This window comes from Paraburkholderia sp. BCC1885 (assembly GCF_900996235.1).
Taxonomy (GTDB): domain Bacteria; phylum Pseudomonadota; class Gammaproteobacteria; order Burkholderiales; family Burkholderiaceae; genus Paraburkholderia.
The window spans coordinates 120,971-136,048 of sequence record NZ_CAAJGM010000033.1 but is presented as its reverse complement, the minus strand read 5'-3'; the positions used below and the strand labels follow the sequence as shown (position 1 = coordinate 136,048).

Below are 15,078 nucleotides of genomic sequence, written 5' to 3'. Positions count from 1 at the left end.
CCGAGCCGCGGCCATAAAAAAAGCCCGACCAAAGTCGGGCTCTCAAATCGGCTGCGTCCTTCCACAAGGACGCAGCACCTGCAAAACAGCTATCGCGTGAGGCTTAAGCAGCCAGCAGCGAACGCAGCACGAACGGCAGAATCCCGCCGTGCTTGTAGTAGTCCACTTCGATCGGCGTATCGATACGCAGCAGAACCGGCACGCGCTTCGTCTTGCCGTCCTTGCTGTGGATCACCAGCGTGACTTCTTGCTGCGGCTTGAAGTCGTCGCCGAGGCCTTCGACGTCGTAGGTTTCTTCGCCGGTAATACCGAGCGATTGCACGCTATCCGAGCCCTTGAACTGCAGCGGCAAAACGCCCATGCCGACCAGGTTCGAACGGTGGATCCGCTCGAAGCTGCGTGCGACCACGGCCTTGACGCCCAGCAGTTGCGTACCCTTGGCAGCCCAGTCACGCGACGAACCCGTGCCGTACTCTTCACCCGCAAACACGATGGTCGGCGTACCCGCGTCGATGTACTTCATCGCTGCGTCGTAAATCGACAGTTGTTCGCCGCTCGGCTGGTGAACCGTCAGGCCGCCTTCCACGCGCGTGCCGTCTGCCTTTACCGGGATCATCAGGTTCTTGATCCGCACGTTGGCGAACGTGCCGCGCATCATGACGTCGTGGTTGCCGCGGCGCGAGCCGTAGCTGTTGAAGTCGGCCTTCTGCACGCCGTTTGCCTTCAGCCACTTGCCTGCCGGCGAGTCTTCCTTGATCGAGCCGGCCGGGCTGATGTGGTCGGTCGTGACCGAGTCACCGAAGATGCCCAGTGCACGTGCGCCCGTCACAGCAGCGATGCTGTCAGCCGGTTGCATCGAAAAGTCCTTGCCGAAGAACGGCGGCTCAGCAATGTAGGTCGACTTCGGCCAGTCGTACACCTGGCCTTCTTCGCCTTCGATCTTGCTCCACAGGTCGCCCTTCTTGGTGAGCTGCGCGTAGTTCTTGCGGAACGCGTCGGCGTCGAGTGCGAACTTGAGCAGGTCGTTGACTTCGTCGCTGGTCGGCCAAATGTCGCCCAGGTAGATGTCCTTGCCGCCCTTGCCCTTGCCAACCGGCTCGGTCATCAGGTCGCGCGTGATGTTGCCCGCGATTGCATAGGCCACAACCAGCGGCGGCGATGCCAGGAAGTTGGCACGGATGTTCGGGTGAATACGCGCTTCGAAGTTACGGTTGCCCGAGAGCACAGCCGCTGCGACGATGTCGTTCTTCGTGATCGCTTCGTTCAGTTCCGGCGTCAGATCACCCGCGTTACCGATACACGTCGTGCAACCATAAGCAGCCAGTTCGAAACCCAGCTTCGACAGGAACGGCAGCAGGCCGGTCTTCGTCAGATACTCGGTGACGATACGCGATCCCGGCGCCAGCGACGTCTTGATATGCGGAGCGACCGTCAGACCAGCCTCGACAGCCTTCTTCGCCAGCAGACCAGCGGCCAGCAGCACGCTCGGGTTCGACGTGTTCGTGCACGACGTGATGGCGGCGATCAGGATGTCGCCGTTCTTCACGTTCACACCGTTCGACGTCGTGTATTGCGCGTCCAGATCGGCAGCCTTCTTCGCGAAGCCGTTTTCGCCGACCGGCTTCGAGAACAGGTCGCCGAAGGTCGACTTCACATGACCGATTTCGATACGGTCTTGCGGACGCTTCGGACCCGCCAGCGACGGCGTCACGGTGCCGAGGTCGAGCTTGACGACCTTGGTGTAGTCGATTTCGCCAGCCTTCGGCACGCCGAACAGACCCTGCGCCTTGAAGTAGTTTTCGAAGGCGGCGATTTCGGCGTCGGTGCGGCCCGTGCCCTTGAAGTAGTCGATAGTCTTTTCGTCGACCGGGAAGAAGCCCATCGTTGCGCCGTATTCCGGCGCCATGTTGCCGATCGTTGCACGGTCCGGCAGCGACAGCGACTTCGTGCCTTCGCCGAAGAACTCGACGAACTTGCCGACCACTTTCTCTTTACGCAGCAGTTCGGTAACGGTCAGCACCAGGTCGGTTGCCGTCAGGCCTTCGCGCAGTTTGCCCTTCAGTTCGACGCCCACCACGTCCGGCGTCAGGAAATACACCGGCTGGCCGAGCATGCCCGCTTCCGCTTCGATGCCGCCCACGCCCCAGCCCACCACGCCGATACCGTTGATCATCGTCGTGTGGCTGTCCGTGCCGACCAGCGTGTCCGGGTAGTACACGGTGTCGCTGCCGTCAGCTTTCTTGTGCACGCCGCGTGCGAGGTACTCGAGGTTCACCTGGTGGACGATGCCCACGCCCGGCGGCACGACCTTGAACGTGTCGAATGCCTGCATGCCCCACTTCATGAACTGGTAGCGCTCGTTGTTGCGCTGGAATTCCAGTTTCATGTTCAGGTCGAGTGCGTCCTTTTGACGGAAGTAATCGATCTGCACCGAGTGGTCGACCACCAGATCAACCGGGACCAGCGGTTCGATCGACTTCGGGTTCTTGCCGGCACGTTGCGCGACACCGCGCATTGCCGCGATATCGGCGAGCAGCGGCACGCCGGTAAAGTCCTGCAGCACCACGCGCGAGACGACAAACGGGATTTCGTCGACGCGCGCTGCGGTCGGCTTCCAGTTCGCCAGTTGCGTGATGTGTTCTTCGGCGATCTTCTTGCCGTCGTAATTGCGCAGCACCGACTCCAGCACGATACGGATCGAAACCGGCAGACGGTCGATCTTGATGTTCAGTGCCTTGCCGAGTTGCGGCAGCGAATAGAACTTGCCTTTGCCGGAACCGCTGTCGAATTCCTTGAGCGTTTTGTGGAGGTTGTGGGCCATGGTGTTTTCCTTGGTTTGATCGCGGAACTACAGTACTGAACTAGATGACATACAGATCGACGTATTCATTGACCGGCATGGCTTCGAGCCTTGCCTGATCCAGCGACACATCGAGAATCGCTTGTTGCTGCTTGACCGGAAACTTGCGCGCGAGGTTGGTCCGGAACTTCTCGACCAGCAACGGGATGCCGTCTGCACGGCGGCGCTTGTGCCCGATCGGGTATTCGACCACGACCTCGTCGAATGTCGATCCGTCGTTGAATTCGACCGTCAGTGCATTGGCGATCGAACGCTTCTCCGGATCGTGATAATCCCTGGTGAACTGTGGGTCTTCCACGCAGCGCATCTTGTCGCGCAGCGCGTCGATGCGCGGGTCCTGCGCGACGGAATCTTCGTAGTCCGCGGCCGTCAGGCGGCCATGGATCAACGGCACCGCGATCATGTACTGGATGCAGTGGTCGCGGTCGGCGGGATTGTTCAGCGGCCCGGTCTTGTCGATGATGCGGATCGCGGCTTCGTGCGTGCGAATCGTGATCCTGCTGATGTCTTCCACCGTCTTGCCCGCCGCGCGCAATTGCGCATGCAGCGTCATGGCCGCTTCCACCGCCGTTTGCGAGTGGAACTCGGCCGGGAACGAAATCTTGAACAGCACGTTTTCCATGACGTATGAGCCATACGGGCGCTGGAATTTGAATTCGCGGCCCTCGAACAGCACGTCGTAAAAGCCCCACGTCTTCGCGCTCAGCACCGACGGATAGCCCATCTCGCCGGTCTTCGCGATCAGCGCGAGACGCACGGCGCGCGAGGTGGCGTCGCCCGCGGCCCACGACTTGCGCGAGCCGGTATTCGGCGCGTGGCGGTAGGTGCGCAGCGCCTGGCCGTCCACGAAAGCGAGAGAAACGGCATTGATCAACTCGTCACGCGTGAGGCCGATCAGTCGGCCGACCACGGCTGTTGAAGCCAGCTTCACGAGCAGAACGTGATCGAGCCCAACCTTGTTGAACGAGTTTTCCAGCGCAATGCAGCCCTGGATTTCATGCGCCTTGACCATGGCGATCAGGACGTCTTTCATCGTCAGCGGCTTTTTGCCGGCGGCGATGGCGGTACGCGAGAGCCAGTCGGCCGTGGCGAGGATTCCGCCCAGGTTGTCCGACGGATGGCCCCATTCGGCGGCAAGCCAGGTATCGTTGAAGTCCAGCCAGCGGATCATGGCGCCGATATTGAAGGCGGCCTGAACCGGGTCGAGCTGAAACGATGTGCCGGGCACTTTGGCGCCATTGGGGACGATCGTGCCAGGCACGATTGGTCCCATCAGCTTGGTGCAGGCGGGATAGGTCAGCGCCTCGAGTCCGCAGCCGAGCGTGTCGATCAGGCAATGCCGCGCGGTTTCCAGCGCGAGCGTGCTGTCGATCGGGAAATCCAGAACGTAGTCGGCGATCTCGACCAGGACTGGGTCCGGGTCGGGCCTTACGTTGGATATCGGAGCGGACATCGAAGCCTTCCTGGTAAAAATCAGTTCTGCGGGTTCTTGATCAGCTCGTTCGATTGCGTCGGAGCCGGTGCGCCTTGTGCCATTTCAGGCGTCTTGCACTCGTCAGCGAGGCGCGAGCCGTCGTTGTCCGAGAACAGCATGGCCTTGGTCGGAATCACGACCAGGTCCAGACCCGAAGCGGCGTCGTGGAAGCGGTCAGCGCCCGTCGTGGTGGTTTCGCGCGGCAGGTTGTAGTTCTTGTTGGCCCAGTGAACCGTGACGATCTGGTCGCGCTTCATGTCGCCCTTCAGGTCGAAAGACAGGCCTTCGTTACATGACCACTTGATTGCGCCGTCCGGTACCGGATCGACCTTCGCTTCCTTGGCCGGATTCGGCTTGCGCTTGATCAGGCGCTTCGGAGCCGGCCGCTTCGGCACGGCTTTCTTGGCGGGAGTGGTCGCGGCGGTGGCCGACGCCGTTTGTGCGGAGGCGTCGGTCGCGGCAATCAGCATCGCCGAGGACAAGGCGCCGACAACGGCGGCGATCAGCAGCTTTTTCATGGAGTTAGCCTTTCTATCTATATCGGTTGAAGAGTGCGCGGCTGCGGGTCGGGGCAACCGCCAGGGTGTCACTGCTCGCGCCCTGAAAGCGCACAGCGGACGCTATTTTCTCCTATTTAGCGCCACGAACTTCAAATTCTCTGGACCGGTGTAATTCGCGCTCGGCCGGATGATCTTGTTGTCGATGCGCTGCTCGATGATGTGCGCGCTCCAGCCGGCCGTGCGGGCGATCACGAACACCGGCGTGAACATCGCCGTCGGCACGCCCATCATGTGGTACGACACCGCGCTGAACCAGTCCAGGTTCGGGAACATCTTCTTGGCGTCCCACATGACCGTTTCGAGCCGCTCGGCGATGTCGAACAGCTTCGTGCTGCCGGCTTCCTTCGAGAGCTGCTTCGCGACTTCCTTGATGACCTTGTTGCGTGGGTCGGAGATCGTGTACACCGGATGGCCGAAGCCGATCACGACTTCCTTGTTCTCCACGCGGCGGCGGATGTCTGCTTCCGCCTCGTCCGGCGTCTGATAGCGCGACTGGATTTCGAACGCGACTTCATTGGCGCCGCCGTGCTTCGGCCCGCGCAGCGCGCCGATCGCGCCGGTCAGGGCCGAATACATGTCCGAGCCCGTGCCGGCGATCACCCGGCCGGTGAAGGTCGAGGCGTTGAATTCGTGCTCGGCGTACAGGTTCAGCGAGACGTGCATTGCGTCGACCCACGACTTCGACGGCTCCACGCCATGCAGCAGATGCAGGAAATGGCCGCCGATCGAATCGTCGTCGGTTTCCACCTCGATGCGCTTGCCGTTGTGCGAGTAGTGGTACCAGTACAGCAGCATTGAGCCGAGCGAGGCCATCAGCTTGTCGGCGATGTCGCGGGCGCCCGGCAGGTTGTGGTCGTCCTTTTCCGGCAGCACGGTGCCGAGGACGGAGACGCCGGTGCGCATCACGTCCATCGGATGGGCGGCGGCCGGAATCCATTCCAGCGCGGCCTTCACGTTGGCGGGCAGGCCGCGCAGCGCCTTTAGCTTGGCCTTGTAAGCGGTGAGTTCCGCCTGCGTCGGCAGCTTTTCGTGTACCAGCAGATAGGCGATTTCCTCGAATTCGCAGGTGCTGGCGATGTCGAGAATGTCGTAGCCGCGGTAGTGCAGGTCATTGCCGGTCTTGCCGACCGTGCATAGGGCCGTGTTGCCGGCCGTCACGCCCGACAGCGCGACGGATTTTTTCGGTTTGAATGCGCCAGCGGCTCCGGCCTCGCCTGACGTTCCTGCGGCTTGCGTCTTTTCGCTCATCTCCAGCAGTCTCCTGTATATCCGCTCATGATGCGGACTCTTGGGTGGAACCGTTTGTAGCAAAGAGCGGCGCGGCTTCGGCCGGTATCGTGCGTCCGGTTGAGCGCGCCCGGCGCAGCACCGACCAGTAGTAGCGGTAGCTCGCGCGGTCGTGCAGGGTGTCGTGATGACGTGTCGGGCCCCAATGGGCGGACTGCGCGGCCAGCAAAATCTCGGCGGCGGTGACGATCTCATCTTCGCGCGGCGCGAAGGCCGCCACGATGACCGGCACCTGCGCCGGGTGAATGCTCCACATGCGCGTATAGCCGAACTCGTTGCGGGCGCGGCTGGCGTCATTGGCCACCACGCTCATGTCGCGCACTTCGGTGCTGACGTTATGCGACGGCACCTTGCCGTGTGCATGGCACGCCGCCGCAATTTCGAGCTTGGCGCGCCGTACCAGCGGATGATCGAACTGGCCGGGCGAGCGCATGGCGGTATCGGGGATCGCACCGTCGTGCGCGGAGACGAAGTCCATCAGGCCGAAGCTGAGGGCTTCGACGCCCGGCAGGGCGGCCAGGTCGAAGGCCCGCGCCAGTGCACCGTGGGTTTCGACCAGCAACTGCACCGGAACGGGCTGGGCAATGCCGAGCTCACGCCGCGTCGCTTCGATGTAGGCACACATTTCGGCGGCATCGGGGACACTGCGGATCTTCGGCAGGGTGATATAGGCAGGGGCTCGTTTGGCGGCGCGCAGGATCAGGCGCACGTCGTCGCGCCAGTGCGCGTGATTGAAGTCGTGGATGCGCACGCCGACGCGCCCGAAGCAGTCATGCCCGCTACCCAGCAGCGACGCCACCAGTTCGGCGTGCTCGGCTTCGCGGCCCACCTGGGCGCCGTCTTCGCAATCGAGCGTGATGTCGAACACCGGCCCCAAGTCCTGCTGCAAAGCGAGCGATTTCAGCATCAGCTTCTCGCTGCCGGCGTAGTGATCGCAGGCAGGCAGAACTGTGGGCGGCGCTTCGCCGTCAAACAGCACTTCGGCGGGTGTGAGGGCGCGCATCTTCGGCGTCAGGGGCGTGTTTTCGCGTGGGAGAATCGGATGTAAAAAACCGGAACCCGTCGACAAGCAACGGAGTCCCGGCTGGTCTGCATCAGGCGCTTAGCCGAGCAGGTGCTGAACGCCTTCGCGCTCTTCGAGCAGCTCGTTCAGCGTAGCGTCCATCTTTTCGCGCGAGAACGCGTCGATGGCGAGGCCTTCGACACGCTTGTACTCGCCGTTTTCGCAGGTCACCGGCACACCGTAGATGATGTCTTCCGGAATGCCATACGAGCCATCCGACGGAATACCCATGGTGACCCACTTGCCATTCGTGCCGAGCACCCAGTCGCGCACGTGGTCGATTGCGGCGTTAGCAGCCGACGCCGCCGACGACAGGCCGCGTGCTTCGATGATCGCCGCGCCACGCTTGCCGACGGTGGGAATGAACGTGTTGCGGTTCCATTCGTCGTCGTTGATCAGCTTGGTCAGGTCTTGACCTTCTGCGGTTGCGACGCGGAAGTCCGGGTACATCGTGGGCGAGTGATTGCCCCACACAGCCAGCTTTTCGATGGAAGCGACCGGCTTGCCCGACTTGGCAGCCAGTTGCGACAGCGCGCGGTTGTGGTCCAGACGCAGCATGGCGGTGAAGTTCTTCTTGGGCAGATCCGGCGCCGACTTCATCGCGATGTAAGCGTTGGTGTTGGCCGGGTTGCCGACCACCAGCACTTTCACGTCGCGGCTGGCGACTTCATTGAGCGCCTTGCCCTGCACCGTGAAGATTTCGGCGTTGGCCGACAGCAGATCCTTGCGTTCCATGCCTTTCGAACGCGGACGGGCGCCGACCAGCAGGGCCACATCGGCATCCTTGAATGCGACCTTGGGATCGTCGGTGATCACGACGCCCTGCAGCAGCGGGAATGCGCAATCATCCAGTTCCATCACGACGCCTTTGACGGCGCCTTGCGCTTGCGGCAGGTCGAGCAGTTGCAGGACCACCGGCTGATCCTTGCCGAGCAGGTCGCCATTGGCGATGCGGAACAGCAGGGAGTAAGCGATTTGACCTGCGGCGCCGGTGACGGCAACGCGCTTTGCGGGCTTAGCCATTGAGAATTCTCCAGGACGATGCGTTAGACGCTAGGGAAAACGCCATTCTATATGCGCGTTAGGCGAAGCGTTGTGAAACACGGCGGAATTCACTGTGACGCGGGGCCTCAAGCCGAAAGCCGAGACCGGAAAGCGCGTTGCGGCAAGACCGCCATGCCGGAAACCTGTGCAGCGGAGCGAGGTGCGCGAGATACCGGTGGCCACTGCATGGTGCCGGGCTCCTGCAAGGGTGTGTTCCGAAGCGTCTGACGGGACAAAGACCGGCGAATCGAAAGCTGGACCGCGAGAGACAACAGCGTGATGCAGAGCGGCTTGCGGTGCATGGCGGCCTGCTCGAAGCCCCTAAAGAGACTCACGAAAAAGCCGCCAGATTACCCTCGAACCCTTGCTCGCCAAGGAGTGTAGGAGTCGGCACACGCAAAGTCAACAGTATCTTATGTCTTATATAAGACAGATCTATTGCAGGGAAAGTAATAGACGGCGCACAGGCGTTTATGATGAAATGCGCGCATGAATTCGAACCCGGCGAGCACTGCGAATCCCACCGGCCCTGCGGGGCCGGGCGAGGCCGTGCCCGCTGCCGCCGCGCCCGCCACGTCGCCCACTTTCAGCCCTTTGTATCAGCAGATCAAGGGCTTGATTACGCAGAGTCTCGAGTCGGGTGAATGGAAGCCCGGCGAGATCATTCCCAGCGAGGTCGAACTGGCCGCCCGCTTCAAGGTAAGCCAGGGAACGGTACGCAAGGCGATCGACGAACTGGCTGCGGACAACCTGCTGGTGCGCCGCCAGGGTAAGGGTACTTTTGTTGCGACGCACAACGAGGATCGTGCCCAGTTTCGCTTTCTCAGGTTACTGGCCGATGACGGCGCCGAACATCCCCACGTCAGCCGTTTGCTCGAATGCCGGCGCCTGCGCGCGTCGGCGGATATCGCGCGTCAGCTCGACCTGAAGCCGGCCGACCCGGTGGTGCTGATCAAGCGTCTTTTGCAGTTTGATGGTGAAATTACGGTTCTGGACGAGATCTGGCTGCCGGGCCTGGTGTTTCGCGGGCTGACGCTCGAACGGCTCTCGGAGTACAAGGGTCCGCTCTATGCGATGTTCGAGACGGAGTTCGGAACCCGCATGATCCGGGCTTCCGAGAAGATCCGGGCAGTCGCGGCCGACCCCACCGTTGCCGGCCTGCTGCAGGTGCCGCCCGGATTTCCGTTGCTATCGGTGGAGCGAGTGTCCTATACCTATGGAGACCGTCCCGTCGAAGTGCGGCGTGGATGGTATGTCACAACCGGGTATTACTATCAGAACGATCTCAGCTGAAACCGGGTTGTCGGAGACCCGGATTTTCGAGCTGGATCAGTGTGTTTAAGGGTGACGCACATAAAGCGCGTAACCCTGTCGATGACGCCGATGTTGCGCGTGTGGCAAGGGACCCGTGGGGGTTTTCGCTGCAGCGCGATATAAAAAGGCGCTAAAATTGCGGATTAGTGTTACTACATAGTAGGGGTCTAGCATGGCTGAAGCCGTAAAAAAACCGAGACCGGAGTTCCGGAACATCGGTATCGGGCAGATATTGACGGCATATCGCCTCCCACTAGCGGGGCGTGTGTCGATTCTCCATCGCGCTAGCGGTGGGCTGCTGTTTGTTTTTCTTCCGTTCCTGCTGTACCTCTTCGATTTAAGCCTTACCTCAGAGCTCAGCTTTGACGTATTCAAGGGCTTCCTCTCCAATATCATCGTCAAGCTCATCACGCTGGTTCTCGCGTGGGCCTTCCTGTTCCACTTCTGTGCCGGCGTGCGTCACCTGTTCATGGACACGAGCCATAACCTCACGACGAAAGAGAAGGGCAAGCAAACCTCCATCGTCGTGCTGGTCGTGTCGTCGCTTCTGACCATTGCATTCGCGCTCAAACTCTTCGGAGCATTCTAAAAAAATGGCAGCTAATAACCGAATCGGCCCGAAGCGTCTCGTCGTCGGCGCGCATTACGGTCTGCGCGACTGGCTCGCACAGCGCATTACCGCCACCATCATGGCGATCTACACGATCATTCTGCTCGTGTGGTTCTTCGGTGCACAAGATTTCTCGTACGACGGCTGGGCGTCGATCTTCGCGACGCAGTGGATGAAGCTCGCCACCTTCGTGACGCTGCTGTCCCTGTTCTACCACGCGTGGGTCGGTATTCGTGACATCTGGATGGACTACATCAAGCCCGTCGGTGTGCGTCTTCTCCTTCAGGCCCTGACGATCGTCTGGCTGCTGGCGTGTGCCGGCTACGCTGCGCAGATTCTCTGGAGAGTATAAAAGAATGGCTGCAATCAAGAATTCTCTGCCGCGTCGCAAGTTTGACGTGGTTATCGTCGGCGCAGGCGGCTCGGGGATGCGCGCTTCGCTGCAACTGGCGCGGGCGGGTCTGTCGGTCTGCGTACTGTCGAAGGTGTTCCCGACGCGCTCGCACACGGTGGCGGCTCAAGGCGGCATCGGCGCATCGCTCGGCAACATGAGCGAAGACAACTGGCATTACCACTTCTACGACACGATCAAGGGTTCCGACTGGCTCGGCGACCAGGACGCGATCGAGTTCATGTGCCGCGAAGCACCGAACGCCGTCTACGAACTGGAACACATGGGCATGCCGTTCGACCGCAATGCGGACGGCACCATCTATCAACGTCCGTTCGGCGGCCACACGGCCAACTACGGCGAAAAGCCGGTGCAACGCGCTTGCGCGGCTGCTGACCGTACTGGTCACGCGCTGCTGCATACGCTGTACCAGCAAAACGTCGCGGCGAAGACGCAGTTCTTCGTCGAGTGGATGGCGCTGGACCTGATCCGCGACGCCGAAGGCGACGTGCTCGGCGTGACCGCGCTGGAAATGGAAACGGGCGACGTCTACATCCTCGAAGGCAAGACCACGCTGTTCGCTACGGGCGGTGCGGGCCGGATCTTCGCGGCCTCCACCAACGCGTTCATCAACACCGGTGACGGCCTGGGCATGGCTGCGCGTTCGGGCATCGCGCTGCAAGACATGGAATTCTGGCAATTCCACCCCACCGGCGTGGCCGGTGCGGGCGTGCTGATTACCGAAGGCGTGCGCGGCGAAGGCGGCATTCTGCGCAATTCGAATGGCGAGCGTTTCATGGAACGCTACGCGCCTACCTTGAAGGATCTGGCGCCGCGCGACTTCGTTTCGCGTTCGATGGACCAGGAAATCAAGGAAGGCCGCGGCGTGGGTCCGAACAAGGATCACGTGCTGCTCGACCTGTCGCACATCGGCGCCGAGACGATCATGAAGCGTCTGCCGTCGATCCGCGAAATCGCGCTGAAGTTTGCCAACGTCGATTGCATTAAAGAACCGATCCCGGTTGTGCCGACCATCCACTATCAGATGGGCGGCATTCCTACGAACATTCACGGCCAGGTGGTGGGCACGTCGAAGGGTCACGAAGATCCGGTCAACGGCTTCTACGCTGTAGGCGAATGCTCGTGCGTGTCGGTCCACGGTGCGAACCGCCTCGGCACGAACTCGCTGCTCGACCTGGTGGTGTTCGGCCGCGCGGCCGGCAACCACATCGTCAAGCACGTGAAGGAAATCAAGGATCACAAGCCGCTGCCGGCTGACGCCGCCGATTTCGCGCTGTCGCGTCTGGACAAGCTGGACAAGTCCTCGTCGGGCGAATACACGCAGAACGTCGCCAACGACATCCGCGCCACGATGCAGGCGCATGCCGGCGTGTTCCGTACCTCGGAGCTGCTGTCGAAGGGCGTGGAACGCATCCGCGAAGTGGCCGAGCGGGTCGACAACATCCACCTGAAGGACAAGTCGAAGGTCTTCAACACGGCTCGTGTGGAAGCGCTGGAACTGGCGAACCTGATCGAAGTGGCACGCGCCACGATGGTGTCGGCAGAGGCGCGCAAGGAAAGCCGTGGTGCGCACGCGCAGAACGACTTCGAACATCGCGACGACGAAAACTGGCTGCGCCATACGCTGTGGTTCAGCGAAGGCGATCGCCTCGACTACAAGCCGGTTCACATGCAACCGCTGACCGTCGAATCGGTGCCGCCGAAAGCGCGTACCTTCTAAGGCACAAGTCAAAGGAATTCAGAAATGGCCAAGCGTACATTTGAAATCTACCGCTACGATCCGGACAAGGACGCAGCACCGCGCATGCAGTCGTATGAGATCGAAATCGACTCGCACGAACGCATGCTGCTCGACGCGCTGCTCAAGCTGAAGGCGGTCGATGAAACGCTGTCGTTCCGCCGCTCGTGCCGTGAAGGCGTGTGCGGTTCGGACGCAATGAACATCAACGGCAAGAATGGTCTGGCGTGCCTGACCAACATGAACGACCTGCCGCAGAAGATCGTGCTGCGTCCGCTGCCGGGGCTGCCCGTCGTGCGCGACCTGATCTGCGACTTCACGCAGTTCTTCAACCAGTATCACTCGATCAAGCCTTATCTGATCAACGATACGCCGCCGCCGGAAAAGGAACGCCTGCAGTCGCCGGAAGAACGCGAAGAGCTGGACGGCCTGTACGAGTGCATTCTGTGCGCAAGCTGCTCCACGTCGTGCCCGAGCTTCTGGTGGAATCCGGACAAGTTCGTCGGCCCGGCCGGTCTGCTGCAAGCCTATCGTTTCATCGCGGATAGCCGCGACGAAGCGACCGGCGAGCGTCTCGACAATCTGGAAGACCCGTACCGTCTGTTCCGTTGCCATACGATCATGAACTGCGTCGATGTGTGCCCGAAGGGGCTCAACCCGACGAAGGCGATCGGCAAGATCAAGGAATTGATGGTTCGCCGCGCTGTCTGATGAAAGAGCCCTCACGCTCCCTGCGTTCAGGCCCCCCAAAGGGGCGGTCAGTACGCTTGGGGCGGTCCGGCACGTACTGATATGAACGAACCGCATCAAGCCGACCCGCTTCGGCGGGAGCGCCTTCGCTGGCGCGCCCGCCGGGGCTTGCTGGAAAACGATCTGATTTTCGAGCGTTTTTTCGGCAAATACGAGCATGACCTCAGCGACGCCGATGTGGGCGCACTTACGCGCCTGCTAGAGCTGAGCGATAACGACCTGATGGACTTGCTACTCGCGCGCAAGGAACCGGAAGGCGACCTTGCAGATCCGGATGTAGCCCGGGTGCTGGAGCTGCTGCGCACTGCCTGAGTAAAGCCAGTCCGTTGTTCCACGCGTGCAATTATCGAAACCCTGTTTCCATACTTCGATTGAGGATGTGCCATGACCCCGTCAGATGTTAAAGCCACGCTATCGTTCAGCGACAACTCGCCGAGCGTTGAAATGCCGATCTACAAGGGCACGATGGGCCCGGACGTGATCGACATCCGCAAACTGTACGGCCAGACCGGCAAGTTCACGTACGACCCGGGCTTCATGTCGACGGCGGCGTGTAACTCGGCCATTACGTACATCGACGGCGACAAGGGCGAGCTGCTGTACCGCGGCTACCCCATCGACGATCTCGCGCAAAATGCCGACTTCCTCGAAACCTGCTTCCTGCTGCTGAAAGGCGAACTGCCGACCGAAGCGCAAAAGACCGAATTCGTCGACACCGTCACGAAGCACACGATGGTGCACGAGCAGATGCACTTCTTCTTCCGCGGCTTCCGCCGCGACGCGCACCCGATGGCGATTCTGGTGGCCGCAGTCGGCGCGCTGTCGGCGTTCTATCACGACTCGCTCGACATCAATAACCCGCGTCACCGCGACGTGTCGGCCATTCGCATGATCGCGAAGCTGCCGACGCTGGTGGCCATGGCGTACAAGTACAGCATCGGCCAGCCGTTTGCGTACCCGAAGAACGAACTCTCGTACAGCGCGAACTTCATGCACATGATGTTCTCGAACCCGTGCGAAGAGTACAAGGTCAACGACGTGCTGGTGCGCGCGCTGGACCGTATCCTGATTCTGCACGCTGACCACGAACAGAACGCGTCGACCTCGACGGTGCGTCTGGCTGGTTCGTCGGGCGCGAATCCGTTTGCGTGTATCGCAGCCGGTATCGCCTGCCTGTGGGGTCCGGCGCACGGCGGCGCGAACGAAGCCGCACTGAACATGCTGGAAGAGATCGGCTCGGTCGACAACATTCCTGAGTTCATCAAGCAGGTGAAGGACAAGAACTCGGGTGTGAAGCTGATGGGCTTCGGTCACCGCGTCTACAAGAACTACGACCCGCGTGCCAAGCTGATGCGCGAAACCTGCCACGAAGTGCTGGAAGAACTGGGCCTGCACGACGACCCGCTGTTCAAGCTCGCCATGGCGCTGGAAAAGATTGCGCTGGAAGACGAATACTTCGTGTCGCGCAAGCTGTACCCGAACGTCGACTTCTACTCGGGCATCGTGCAGCGCGCGCTCGGCATTCCGACCTCGATGTTCACGTGTATCTTCGCGATGGCACGTACCGTGGGCTGGATTGCGCAGTGGAACGAAATGATCGCCGATCCGGAGCAGAAGATTGGCCGTCCGCGTCAGCTGTTCGTTGGCGACACGCCGCGTGAAGCGAAGCCGATTTCGGCACGTTAAACGCATGCTGATTTGCGCGGATCTCACGGCCGGTTAGATTGCTGTGAGTTGTGCAAAACGATGAAGTGAAAGACGCCCCAACGGGTTCCACGTTGGGGCGTTTTGCTTTTTGGGCGTGATTTTGCCGGCGGCAGGCGTTGCCGGGCACCCGCGATACAGGTATCGCTACTACCACCCAACTCCCTGTTTTTTATCGGTTTTTTGCTTCAGCGACCGGCAAAAGGCGGGATCAGCGTGGCATAATCGATCGCACACACAGCTTGCCCGCAGTCATCACTAC

General features: G+C 61.2%; 13 protein-coding genes. 7 read left to right on the top strand and 6 right to left on the bottom strand.

The genetic code is table 11. The features are described 5' to 3' along the window. Positions 1-103 precede the first annotated feature (103 nt). The 6 genes from acnA to FQ755_RS02885 form a co-directional block, all read right to left on the bottom strand. Entirely contained in the window at positions 104-2,821 is a 2,718-nt protein-coding gene (gene acnA, locus FQ755_RS02910) for an aconitate hydratase AcnA (protein WP_144150797.1), read from the bottom strand. 40 nt (positions 2,822-2,861) lie between these two features. After that, the gene (locus tag FQ755_RS02905; RefSeq protein WP_144150794.1) at positions 2,862-4,313 is read right to left on the bottom strand and encodes a bifunctional 2-methylcitrate dehydratase/aconitate hydratase; all 1,452 of its coding nucleotides are present in this window, start codon (positions 4,311-4,313) and stop codon (positions 2,862-2,864) included. A 20-nt stretch (positions 4,314-4,333) separates the two neighbouring features. Beyond that, positions 4,334-4,852, bottom strand: coding sequence for a hypothetical protein (locus FQ755_RS02900; RefSeq protein WP_144150792.1), 519 nt, complete (start codon positions 4,850-4,852; stop codon positions 4,334-4,336). Between the two features lie 102 nt (positions 4,853-4,954). Next, entirely contained in the window at positions 4,955-6,142 is a 1,188-nt protein-coding gene (gene prpC, locus FQ755_RS02895; RefSeq protein ID WP_144150790.1) for a 2-methylcitrate synthase, read from the bottom strand. A gap of 25 nt (positions 6,143-6,167) precedes the next feature. Continuing rightward, a complete protein-coding gene (locus FQ755_RS02890; RefSeq protein ID WP_144150788.1) occupies positions 6,168-7,184 on the bottom strand; it encodes an HpcH/HpaI aldolase/citrate lyase family protein in 1,017 nt (338 codons plus the stop codon). Between the two features lie 99 nt (positions 7,185-7,283). Next, the gene (locus tag FQ755_RS02885; protein ID WP_074294070.1) at positions 7,284-8,267 is read right to left on the bottom strand and encodes a malate dehydrogenase; all 984 of its coding nucleotides are present in this window, start codon (positions 8,265-8,267) and stop codon (positions 7,284-7,286) included. Positions 8,268-8,777: 510 nt separating this feature from the next. Between FQ755_RS02885 and FQ755_RS02880 the strand changes: the two genes are divergently transcribed. From FQ755_RS02880 to gltA, 7 genes are all read left to right on the top strand, one after another. Continuing rightward, positions 8,778-9,581 carry a GntR family transcriptional regulator gene (locus tag FQ755_RS02880; protein WP_144150787.1) on the top strand — a complete coding sequence of 268 codons (804 nt, stop codon included), beginning with the start codon at positions 8,778-8,780 and terminating at the stop codon, positions 9,579-9,581. Between the two features lie 193 nt (positions 9,582-9,774). Beyond that, positions 9,775-10,191, top strand: coding sequence for a succinate dehydrogenase, cytochrome b556 subunit (sdhC, locus tag FQ755_RS02875; RefSeq protein WP_144150785.1), 417 nt, complete (start codon positions 9,775-9,777; stop codon positions 10,189-10,191). Between the two features lie 4 nt (positions 10,192-10,195). Next, the gene (gene sdhD, locus FQ755_RS02870; protein WP_144150783.1) at positions 10,196-10,564 is read left to right on the top strand and encodes a succinate dehydrogenase, hydrophobic membrane anchor protein; all 369 of its coding nucleotides are present in this window, start codon (positions 10,196-10,198) and stop codon (positions 10,562-10,564) included. Positions 10,565-10,568: 4 nt separating this feature from the next. Continuing rightward, entirely contained in the window at positions 10,569-12,344 is a 1,776-nt protein-coding gene (sdhA, locus tag FQ755_RS02865) for a succinate dehydrogenase flavoprotein subunit (RefSeq protein WP_144150782.1), read from the top strand. 24 nt (positions 12,345-12,368) lie between these two features. Then, positions 12,369-13,073, top strand: a complete 705-nt coding sequence (locus FQ755_RS02860; RefSeq protein ID WP_074294075.1) for a succinate dehydrogenase iron-sulfur subunit — start codon at positions 12,369-12,371, stop codon at positions 13,071-13,073. 81 nt (positions 13,074-13,154) lie between these two features. Then, positions 13,155-13,424, top strand: a complete 270-nt coding sequence (locus FQ755_RS02855) for a succinate dehydrogenase assembly factor 2 (protein ID WP_144150780.1) — start codon at positions 13,155-13,157, stop codon at positions 13,422-13,424. A gap of 72 nt (positions 13,425-13,496) precedes the next feature. Then, entirely contained in the window at positions 13,497-14,798 is a 1,302-nt protein-coding gene (gene gltA / locus FQ755_RS02850) for a citrate synthase (protein WP_144150778.1), read from the top strand. The last annotated feature ends 280 nt before the right edge of the window (positions 14,799-15,078 follow it).

Coding starts and splice junctions, on each gene's coding strand:
- FQ755_RS02855 (WP_144150780.1), top strand. CDS start 13,155: ATGAACGAACCGCATCAAGCCGACCCGCTTCGGCGGGAGCGCCTTCGC.
- sdhA (WP_144150782.1), top strand. CDS start 10,569: ATGGCTGCAATCAAGAATTCTCTGCCGCGTCGCAAGTTTGACGTGGTT.
- sdhD (WP_144150783.1), top strand. CDS start 10,196: ATGGCAGCTAATAACCGAATCGGCCCGAAGCGTCTCGTCGTCGGCGCG.
- FQ755_RS02860 (WP_074294075.1), top strand. CDS start 12,369: ATGGCCAAGCGTACATTTGAAATCTACCGCTACGATCCGGACAAGGAC.
- FQ755_RS02885 (WP_074294070.1), bottom strand. CDS start 8,267: ATGGCTAAGCCCGCAAAGCGCGTTGCCGTCACCGGCGCCGCAGGTCAA.
- FQ755_RS02900 (WP_144150792.1), bottom strand. CDS start 4,852: ATGAAAAAGCTGCTGATCGCCGCCGTTGTCGGCGCCTTGTCCTCGGCG.
- sdhC (WP_144150785.1), top strand. CDS start 9,775: ATGGCTGAAGCCGTAAAAAAACCGAGACCGGAGTTCCGGAACATCGGT.
- FQ755_RS02880 (WP_144150787.1), top strand. CDS start 8,778: ATGAATTCGAACCCGGCGAGCACTGCGAATCCCACCGGCCCTGCGGGG.
- acnA (WP_144150797.1), bottom strand. CDS start 2,821: ATGGCCCACAACCTCCACAAAACGCTCAAGGAATTCGACAGCGGTTCC.
- prpC (WP_144150790.1), bottom strand. CDS start 6,142: ATGAGCGAAAAGACGCAAGCCGCAGGAACGTCAGGCGAGGCCGGAGCC.
- gltA (WP_144150778.1), top strand. CDS start 13,497: ATGACCCCGTCAGATGTTAAAGCCACGCTATCGTTCAGCGACAACTCG.
- FQ755_RS02890 (WP_144150788.1), bottom strand. CDS start 7,184: ATGCGCGCCCTCACACCCGCCGAAGTGCTGTTTGACGGCGAAGCGCCG.
- FQ755_RS02905 (WP_144150794.1), bottom strand. CDS start 4,313: ATGTCCGCTCCGATATCCAACGTAAGGCCCGACCCGGACCCAGTCCTG.